Below are 9,710 nucleotides of genomic sequence, written 5' to 3' on the forward strand. Positions count from 1 at the left end.
TTCATCCACAGATGTCTCCACAGATTCTGGGGGTAAAGCACCCCGGAAGACCAGGGGGCCATCCGTCGAAAGACCCTACTTCACCTTTTCGGCCAGATCGCGTGCGATGGCAAAAGCCCCCCTGATCTTGTCGCTGTCCTTTTTCCAGTCCCGGCGCAGGATGACCCGGTTGTCTCTGATCTTCGCCAGGCTGCCCTGCCCCTGTACGAACTCCACCAGCCCGGCGGGGTTGGCGAACTTGTCATTGTGGAACTGGATCGTTGCGCCTTTCGGTCCGCCATCAAGCCGCGCAATACCCGCCCGCTTGCACATCGCCTTGATACGCACGATCAGAAGCAGGGTGTTGACCTCTCTGGGCAGTTTGCCGAACCGGTCGATGAGTTCCGCGGCAAAGCCCTCCAGTTCCACCTTGCTCGAAAGCGAGGAAAGGCGGCGGTAAAGCCCAAGGCGCACATCAAGATCGGGCACGTAATCCTCGGGGATCAGCACCGGAACGCCCAGATTGATCTGCGGTGCCCACTGGTCGTCGGCCTCGGTCAGGCCGTCCATCTCTCCGGCCTTGATCCTGGCAATCGCCTCTTCCAGCATGGACTGATAGAGTTCGAACCCCACCTCGCGGACATGGCCGGACTGTTCTTCCCCCACGAGGTTCCCGGCGCCACGGATGTCGAGATCCTGGCTGGCCAGCGTGAATCCCGCGCCCAGCGTGTCAAGGCTGCCCAGCACGCGCAGGCGTTTGCGGGCTTGCGGGGTCAGCGGCACACGCGGCCTGGTGGTGAGATAAGCGTAGGCACGGGTTTTCGAACGCCCCACCCGCCCCCGGATCTGGTATAGCTGCGCCAGGCCGAACATGTCCGCCCGATGCACGATCATCGTGTTGGCGGTGGGAATATCCAGCCCCGATTCCACGATGGTCGTCGCCAGAAGCACATCGTATTTGCCGTCGTAAAAGGCGTTCATGCGGTCGTCGAGCTCCCCTGCCGCCATCTGTCCATGTGCGGTGACAAAGCTGACCTCTGGAACATGCGTGGCAAGGAAATCCTCGATCTCCGGCAGGTCCGTGATACGGGGAACGACGTAAAAGCTTTGCCCGCCCCGGTAATGCTCGCGCAGCAGGGCCTCCCGCACGGTGACGGCGTCGAACTCCGACACATAGGTGCGAATCGCCAGACGGTCGACCGGTGGCGTCGCGATGATGGACAGGTCGCGCACGCCGGTCAGGCTCATCTGCAAGGTCCGGGGGATCGGTGTCGCCGTCAGTGTCAGGACATGGACATCGCTGCGCAACTGCTTCAGTCGTTCCTTGTGTGAGACGCCGAAGTGCTGCTCCTCATCGACGATCAGAAGGCCAAGATTGCGGAACCGGATATTTCTGGCCAGGAGCGCATGGGTGCCGATGCAAATATCCACGGTCCCCTCCGCCAGCCCGGCACGGGTATCGGCGGCCTGCCCGGAGCTGACAAAACGCGACAGCTGACGCACCTCCAGCGGAAAACCGCGGAACCGTTCGGCGAAGCTCAGGGCGTGTTGACGGGCGAGCAGCGTCGTGGGCGCGATGACCGCCACCTGGGTCCCCGCCATCGCGGCGACGAAGGCGGCGCGCATGGCAATTTCGGTCTTGCCGAACCCCACATCGCCGCACACCAGGCGATCCATCGGATGCCCCGCGCCAAGATCGCCAAGCACATCTGCAATGGCGGACAACTGGTCATCGGTTTCCTGGTAAGGGAAACGGGCGCAAAAGGCCTCCCATATCGGGTGGGCGGGTTCCAGAATGGGCGCGCGGCGCAAGGCACGCTCTGCCGCGACACGGATCAGCTTATCGGCAATCTGGCGGATACGTTCCTTCAGCTTTGCCTTCTTCGCCTGCCATGCACCGCCGCCCAGCTTGTCCAGCAGGCCTTCCTCATGGCCATAGCGGGTCAGAAGTTCGATATTCTCAACCGGCAAGAACAGGCGGTCGCCGCCCGCATATTCCAGTGCGATGCACTCATGCGGCGCCCCTGCGGCGGTGATGGTCTCCAGCCCGGTAAAGCGCCCTACCCCGTGTTCGACATGCACGACCAGATCGCCGGGGGTAAGGGATTGCGTTTCGGTCAGGAAGTTTTCCGCCCGGCGGCGTTTTTTCGGGGCACGGATCAGGCGGTCTCCCAAAACGTCCTGCTCGGAAATGACCGTCAGGTCCGGCCCTTCAAAGCCATGCTCCAGCGCCCAGACCACAAGCTGAACGCCGGAAGAAGATGTCACATCGCGGATGTCGCGTGCAAGGCGGACCCCGGTCAGCCCCTCATCCTCCAGCAGGCCGGAAAGCCGCTCCCGCGCGCCATCGGAATAGCAGGCCACGACAACGGACCCATCTTTGGCTTTTTCCTGAATATGGTCCTTTAGTGATTTGAAAAGATTTGTGTTTTCAAGTTTTCTCTCGGGGGAAAAATTACGCCCGATGCGCCCGCCCGCATCGATCACACCCGGCCCGCTGCCCTGCACCAGAGGCACCATCTGAACAACGCGGTGCTTGGCCATGGCCTTGGACCACGCGATGTCATCAAGATAAAGCAGTTCCGGCGGGCATGGCTTGTAGACCGTATCAATCCGGTTTTTTGCCTTCATCGCCTCACGGCGGGTATCGTACTGGTCCTCGATGCTTTCCCACCGGCTCAGACGTACAGGCGTGGTCTGGTCGTCGAGATAAACCGTTGCCCCCGGCAGGTAGTCGAACAAGGTTTCCAGCCGGTCGTGGAAAAAGGGCAGCCAGTGTTCCGCCCCGGCCGGCTTGCGCCCCGCACTGATGGATTCGTACAGCGGATCATCGGTGCCCGCCGCCCCGAACTCGATGCGGTAATTCTGCCGGAATCGCGTGATGGCCGACTCGTCCAGGATCACCTCGGACACCGGCGCCATCTCGATCGCGTCAAGGGTCCGGGTCGTGCGCTGGGTGGCAGGGTCGAAACGGCGCGCCCCATCCAGAACATCGCCGAAGAAATCCAGCCGCACGGGGGCCTCTTGCCCCGGCGGAAAGACATCGACGATGCCGCCGCGGATGGCATAATCCCCCGGCTCCAACACCGTGGGTGCCTGTGAAAACCCCATCCGCACCAGAAAACCGCGCAAGTCCTGCTCATTCACCTGTTGGCCCACCCGCGCCGAGAACGCCGCCCCCCGCAGCACCTCACGCGCGGGCAGGCGCTGGGTCGCGGCGTTCAGGGTCGTCAGCAGCAGAAACGGCCCCGGAAACCCGCGGGCCAGCGCCGCCAGCGTGGCCATGCGCGTGGCCTCGATATCGGCATTGGGCGAAACGCGATCAAAGGGCAGACAGTCCCATGCGGGAAATTCCAGCACCACGGCCTCGGGCGCAAAGAATGTCAGCGCGGCCCGCATCGCGGCCAGGCGCTTGTCGTCGCGGGCGACGTGAATGACAGGGGCGCCACGGGTCTTCAACTCGCGGGCAAGAAGGCGGGCATCGTACCCTTCGGGGGCGCCACCGGCGGTGATATGCTCAGGCTGGGACATGCGCCGGTGAGTTAGGCAACACGCCCCCGGAGTCAAGCACCAAGAACGCTTGCCTGGGTTTGGGCGAACATGGCCCACAGCACGGCGAGTACCACGAAAACGGTCGCGACCGTCTGCACGTAAAGCCTATGCCGCCAGAGTGCCCGGCGAAGCGCCCGCCCTTCGGGCATTCGGCAGGCGAAGAGATGCGCCGCGGACAGGTCCATCAGCCAGGCCAGCCACATCGGCACAAGCAGAAAGAAAAGCGCCTGCAAGAGTTCCAGACCACCCCCGAAGCCCAGCACACCCACAAGCGCCACGGCAAACCCGCCGCCCGCCGCCAACCAGACACCGCTGGCCGCACCCTGCCTTCGCAACCGGTCCAGCGCGCTGTCCAGACGGGCACGGGCCTCATCAGGGTGCCGGCCGATCACGTTGCGCGGAACGCCCAGCACCTGCGCGCCTGCGCGCCACCACATCAGCGCCATCGCCGCCCAGTACCAAGGAGTTGAAAAAGAAGATGTTTCAAGAAATTGCAACAGATCCAAGGGGTGGAATTCCTCTGGTGGGTGCAGGCAATCTAGCGCCGGAGTGGGACGATTCCCACCCTTGAGAATGCCCGCGATCCGTGGCACCCCCTTGCAAAAGCCCAAAGGAGCCCGAAATGCGCCCAACCGTCGCCCCCTTTCCCAGCCACCGCCTGCGCCGCCTGCGCAAGTCCGAGGCGCTGCGCGGCCTGACGCGCGAAAACACGCTGACCGCCGAGGACCTGATCTGGCCGATTTTCATCCGCGAGGGCGAAGGCGTGGTGGAGCCCGTCCCCTCGATGCCGGGGGTGTCGCGCCTGTCGGTGGACCGCGCAGTAGAAGCCGCGCGGGAGGCGCAGGAACTGGGCATCCCGGCGATCTGCCTGTTTCCCTATACGGACCCGTCGCTGAAAACAGAGACCTGCGAAGAGGCTTGGAATCCGGACAACATTTCGAACCGTACCATCCGCGCGATCAAGCAGGCGGTTCCCGACATCGCGGTAATGACCGATATCGCACTGGATCCTTACAATGCCAACGGCCATGACGGCATCGTCCGCGACGGGGTGATCGTGAATGACGAAACCGTCGAGGCGCTGGTCAGAATGGCGCTCGCCCAGGCCGAGGCCGGGGCGGACATTCTTGGCCCCTCGGACATGATGGACGGCCGCATCGGCGCCATGCGCCGCGCGCTGGAGGCCGCGGGCCACTGCAACGTGGCGATCCTGAGTTATTCGGCGAAATACGCCAGTGCCTTCTACGGGCCGTTCCGCGATGCGGTCGGGGCCTCGGGGGCGCTGACCGGCGACAAGAAGACCTACCAGATGGACCCGGCCAATTCCGACGAGGCCCTGCGCCTGATCGAACGGGATCTGATGGAAGGTGCCGACATGGTGATGGTCAAGCCCGGCATGCCCTACCTGGATATCTGCCGCCGCGTAAAGGACGAATTCGCCGTACCGACCTATGCCTACCAGGTCTCGGGTGAATACGCGATGCTACAGTCGGCGGTGGCCAATGGATGGCTGGACGGCGAAAAAGTGATGATGGAAAGCCTTCTGGCCTTCAAGCGCGCGGGTTGTGACGGCATCCTGACCTATTTCGCCCCGGCGGTTGCACGGAACCTGAAAAAGGGGTGAGCGTGACGGCGGGCTTTTGCCCGCCCTGCCCTTGGCCGGTGACAGGCGCGGCCAGTGGGCGTATACTCTTCAAAGGCAGTTTCACAGGCAAAAACGGAACAAAACCATGAACATCTCCAACCGCCGCGGATTCATCGCCGGGCTGGGCGCCGTTACGGCGCTGGGTGCGTGCGGGAACGGCATCGGCAGTACCGGCGCCTCGACGATCGAGGCCCGCGTGGACGCAACCCGCGACTACCTGTTCACCCGCTACCCCGCCACGCGGGAACTCGCCGACAAGGCGCAGGGCATTCTTTACATGCCGCTGATCACCAAGGCAGGATTTGGCGTTGGCGGGGCCTACGGGCGCGGCGCGCTGCGCATCAACGACGTGACGGTGGATTATTACTCCGCCACGCAGGCGAGTTTCGGCCTCCAGATCGGGGCGCAACAATATGCCCACGCACTGTTTTTCATGACTTCCGAAGCATTGGCGGAGTTTCGCCGGGGGCTGGGCTGGTCCGCGGGGGCGGATATGGAATATGCCCTGCCCGACCGGGGGGGAAACCTTTCGGCCGAAACGCTGACCGCGCTCGACCCGATCGTTGCCGTTGTGTTCGGCCAGGCCGGACTGATCTTCGGGGCAACCCTGGAAGGCACGAAATACACGCGGATCATTCCATAGGCGCATCCAGCGCCCGCAGGCGGCGGATCAGGCTGGACGTATCCCAGCGACCGCCGCCCATGTTTTGTACATCCTTGTAGAACTGGTCCACCAGCGCGGTCATCGGCAGGCTGGCGCCATTTTCGTCGGCTGCCTCCAGGCAGATTCCCAGATCCTTGCGCATCCAGTCCACGGCGAAGCCGAAATCGAACCGATCCTCCAGCATTGTTTCATATCGGTTGACCATCTGCCAGCTTCCCGCCGCCCCCTGGCTGATGACTTCAACCACCGCGCGCCCGTCGAGCCCGGCCTTCTGGGCGAAGTGAATCCCTTCGGAAAGGCCCTGAACCAGACCGGCAATACAGATCTGGTTGACCATCTTGGCCAGTTGCCCTGCCCCCGGCCCACCAATCCGGCGGCAAATCCGGGCATAGGCCGCAATCACAGGTTCGACACGGGCGTAGGCGTCTTCCTCACCGCCGCACATCACCGACAAGGCGCCGTTTTCCGCCCCCGCCTGACCGCCGGACACCGGCGCATCCACAAAACCAAGGGCAAGTCCGGTGGCCCTGTCATGCAATTCCCGCGTGACACGGGCGGAAACGGTGGTGTGGTCGACGAACACCGCCCCCCGGTGCATTGCGCCAAAGGCCCCCTCCGGCCCGGTGCAGATCGCACGCAGGTCGTCATCATTGCCAACGCAGGCCATGACGAACTCCGCCCCCTCAACGGCAGCCCCCGGCGTCGGCGCAGAGCGGCCCCGGTGGCGTGCGACCCACTCCTTTGCCTTGGCACCAGTCCGGTTGTAGACGGTTACATCGTGCCCCGCCGCCACCAAATGCCCGGCCATCGGAAACCCCATCACCCCCAGGCCCAGAAACGCAACCTTCGCCATACCATCCCTCCGACGTTGCAAGACACTTGTTTCCCAACTAGGTACCTGAGAAACCCGAACAACAACAGGGCATGCAATGTCAAAGCTTTATCGCTGGCTTGTCAGGCTGTTCACGGCGGCTGTGCTGCTTGCCGGGCTGACGGTAACGGCCGTCTATGTCCTGGCCAGCCGCTCTGTGCCCGACTACGACGCGACCTACCACATCGCCGGACTGTCCGGACCGGTGGAGATCGTGCGCGATACGGCGAACGTACCGCATATCTTTGCCCGGACCGACGCGGATGTGTTCTTTGGCCTGGGCTTTGCCCATGCGCAAGACCGGCTGTGGCAGATGATCCTGATGCGGCGCACGGTACAGGGCAGTTTGAGCGAGGTCTTCGGCCGGCGCACCCTGCAAATCGACGATCTCTTGCGGCGGCTGGATCTGTACGGAGCCGCGCAGGATTCCGTTGCCGCACAAGACGACTGGACCAGGGCAGCCCTGGATGCTTACTCCGCAGGGGTAAACGCCTGGCTGGCCGAGGTCAATTCCCGTGCGCTGGGTCGCGGTGCGCCGGAGTTTTTTCTGTTTTCCAATGAGATGGCCCCTTGGCAGCCTGCCGATTCAATCGCCTTGGTCAAGCTGCTGGCCTTGCAACTGGGTCCCCATGCCCGACGCGAAATCTTGCGCGCGCGCGTCTCGCTTGCCTTGCCGAAAGAACGGGTGCGTGACATCCTGCCCGATGCTCCCGGAACAGGGCGGGCGGCACTGCCGGACTATGCGGCGCTGTTTCCAGGTATGGTCACTCGTCAGTACGCACAAAATTTCCCGCAAGACCCGCTCTCACCCCTGCGGGACTGGGGGCTTGGGAGTGCTTCCAACGTTTTTGCAGCCGCGCCCGCGCGGGCGGCCACGGGCGGCACGCTGCTGGCCAACGATCCTCACCTTGAACTGACCGCCCCGGCCATCTGGTATCTCGCCCGTATCGAACTTGCGTCAGGTGGCGTGATCGGCGGGACCATTCCCGGCATTCCGGCCGTTCTCAGCGGTCGCAGCGCGCAACTCGGCTGGGGAATTACGTCTGCCTACATGGACGATTCGGATATTTTCATCGAGAAGTTGAACCCCAAGAACCCGCAGGAGGTTTTGACCCCCTCGGGATACAAACCGCTGGAAACGCGCGGTTCCATTATCCGCATCAAGGATGAACCGCCAGTAACCGTGACCCTGCGTTGGTCGGGAAATGGGCCGATCCTGCCAGGATCGCATTTCAATCTTGGCGCCGTCACGCCTGAGGGGCATGTCGCGGCCCTGGCCCATACCATTTACGACCGCACCGATACGACCATGACCGCCGCCATGCATCTGATGCGCGCCGGATCGGTGGAAGAGGGCCTGAAGGCCGGGGAGCTGTTCATCGGCCCGGCGCAGAATCTTGCTTTGGCGGATCAGAAGAATATCGCCTTGCAACTGATCGGACGCATGCCAGAGCGCGATGCGGCGCAACAAAGCTATGGTCGCCTGCCCGTGCCCGCCTGGCGGGAAGAAAACCTCTGGCAGGGAACCCTGCCCTATTCCGCGAACCCGCGCTTTCTGAACCCCGACAGCGGCATTGTCGGGAACACCAACAACAAAACGGTGGAACGGCCGTTCCCGCTCCATGTTTCGTTCGACTGGGGCGACACCCAGCGGATTGAGCGCCTTTCCCACCTGATGCAAAGTCGCGAGGTGCACACGCGCGAAAGCTTCATAGAGGCGCAGCTTGACACAGTCAGCTTCACGGCACGGGCGCTGTTGCCGCTGGTCGGCCAGGACCTGTGGTTTACAGGGCAACCCGCCCCACGGGGAACCGCGGAGCATCGCCGTCAACGCGCACTGGACCTGCTGGCAAACTGGAACGGTGAAATGAACGAGCACATGCCCGAGCCCGTCCTTTACGCCGCCTGGATGCGCGCCTTGCAGGAGCGCCTTGTAAAGGACGAGTTGGGTCCCCTCACGGCAGAGTTCACCCGTCTTCAGCCGCTGTTCATCGAGCGGGTCTTCCGCGACATGGACGGCGCATCAGCGTGGTGCGATATCGTTCAATCCAGCCCGCGCGAAACCTGCAAGGACATGGCCAGCCTCGCACTTGACGACGCCCTGATCTGGATCGGCGAAAACACCGGCGGCAGCCTGGAAAGCCTGCGTTGGGGCGACCTGCACCAGGCCCGGCACGATCACACGGTCCTGGGGGGGGTGCCTGTCCTGCGCTGGTTCATGAACGTCCGTCAATCCTCCAGCGGGGGCGACAACACGCTGATGCGTGCCGCCACCGCCGGAACGCGCGATGCCCCCTTTGCCAATGTCCACGGCGCGGGATATCGCGGGGTCTACGACTTTGCGGATCCGGACAGTTCGGTCTTCATCATTGCCACCGGGCAGTCCGGGCATCCGCTCAGCCGGTTTTACGACAATCTGGGGGACCTGTGGCGACGCGGGGAATATATCCCGATGTCGCTGGACCCGGCATTGGCGCGGGCCGGAAACGTGGGAATAACGGTATTGACCCCCGCCGGGGCTCAGCGCCAGAACACGGAGAGGACACAGGCCGGGATGAACTGATCTGCACCCCAATATTTGGCGATTCCGGTACGAATCAGGCGGCTCTTATCCCCTGCCGTGCAGGTTCGGGTATACTTCCCGTGTCTGTGTCGCGTGTAAAGGATACGTCAGAAACACGAGCGCGTATAGCGAACCTCCTGCAAGCTGAAGCTGAACCGGACATCGAACCGGGGATATCGCGCAACACCAAAACCATGCCTATCGGCTTTACCCTTCGCAGCCTGATTAAGGAACGGCCCAGCAGCTCCCATCGCGTGTGGAGTGTAGCGGGGAGGAGTCAGGGTCACGGGGTCACCAGCAGCCGCAAGCGCAGGTTGGTCACGTTGCTGCCCTGGATGATATCCCAACTGATGGTGTAGCTCGCGATGTGCCTCGTGCTCACCGGGGGGTCGAGCTTGTCAGTCGCGCTGCGCCGCAGGCAGGCTGACTACGACAT

At 63.3% G+C, this 9,710-nt stretch carries 6 protein-coding genes; 3 read left to right on the forward strand and 3 right to left on the reverse strand.

Annotated elements, in window-relative coordinates; genetic code table 11:
- Window positions 1-75: 75 nt before the first annotated feature.
- Both mfd and C8N32_RS06295 read right to left on the reverse strand, forming a co-directional pair.
- On the reverse strand, window positions 76-3,510 hold the full coding sequence (gene mfd / locus C8N32_RS06290) for a transcription-repair coupling factor (RefSeq protein WP_107891626.1): 3,435 nt from the start codon (window positions 3,508-3,510) through the stop codon (window positions 76-78).
- 32 nt (window positions 3,511-3,542) lie between these two features.
- Entirely contained in the window at window positions 3,543-4,028 is a 486-nt protein-coding gene (locus C8N32_RS06295; protein WP_146159686.1) for a hypothetical protein, read from the reverse strand.
- 125 nt (window positions 4,029-4,153) lie between these two features.
- Between C8N32_RS06295 and hemB the strand changes: the two genes are divergently transcribed.
- A complete protein-coding gene (gene hemB / locus C8N32_RS06300) occupies window positions 4,154-5,155 on the forward strand; it encodes a porphobilinogen synthase (protein WP_107891628.1) in 1,002 nt (333 codons plus the stop codon).
- 106 nt (window positions 5,156-5,261) lie between these two features.
- Window positions 5,262-5,819 carry a lipid-binding SYLF domain-containing protein gene (locus tag C8N32_RS06305; RefSeq protein WP_107891629.1) on the forward strand — a complete coding sequence of 186 codons (558 nt, stop codon included), beginning with the start codon at window positions 5,262-5,264 and terminating at the stop codon, window positions 5,817-5,819.
- Here C8N32_RS06305 and C8N32_RS06310 read toward each other — a convergent pair.
- Window positions 5,809-6,693: an NAD(P)-dependent oxidoreductase gene (locus C8N32_RS06310; RefSeq protein WP_107891630.1), complete on the reverse strand. Its 885-nt coding sequence runs from the start codon at window positions 6,691-6,693 to the stop codon at window positions 5,809-5,811. The genes C8N32_RS06305 and C8N32_RS06310 overlap by 11 nt on opposite strands.
- Before the next feature lie 76 nt (window positions 6,694-6,769).
- Here C8N32_RS06310 and C8N32_RS06315 point away from each other — a divergent pair, with 76 nt between their 5' ends.
- Window positions 6,770-9,274, forward strand: a complete 2,505-nt coding sequence (locus C8N32_RS06315; RefSeq protein WP_107891631.1) for a penicillin acylase family protein — start codon at window positions 6,770-6,772, stop codon at window positions 9,272-9,274.
- Window positions 9,275-9,710 lie beyond the last annotated feature (436 nt).

Source organism: Rhodovulum imhoffii (genome assembly GCF_003046545.1).
In the GTDB taxonomy this organism is placed as follows: Bacteria; Pseudomonadota; Alphaproteobacteria; order Rhodobacterales; family Rhodobacteraceae; genus Rhodovulum; species Rhodovulum imhoffii.

Excerpts from the sequence above, each read along its gene's own strand:
- mfd (WP_107891626.1), bottom strand. The coding sequence starts at position 3,510 with ATGTCCCAGCCTGAGCATATCACCGCCGGTGGCGCCCCCGAAGGGTAC.
- hemB (WP_107891628.1), top strand. The coding sequence starts at position 4,154 with ATGCGCCCAACCGTCGCCCCCTTTCCCAGCCACCGCCTGCGCCGCCTG.
- C8N32_RS06305 (WP_107891629.1), top strand. The coding sequence starts at position 5,262 with ATGAACATCTCCAACCGCCGCGGATTCATCGCCGGGCTGGGCGCCGTT.
- C8N32_RS06310 (WP_107891630.1), bottom strand. The coding sequence starts at position 6,693 with ATGGCGAAGGTTGCGTTTCTGGGCCTGGGGGTGATGGGGTTTCCGATG.
- C8N32_RS06315 (WP_107891631.1), top strand. The coding sequence starts at position 6,770 with ATGTCAAAGCTTTATCGCTGGCTTGTCAGGCTGTTCACGGCGGCTGTG.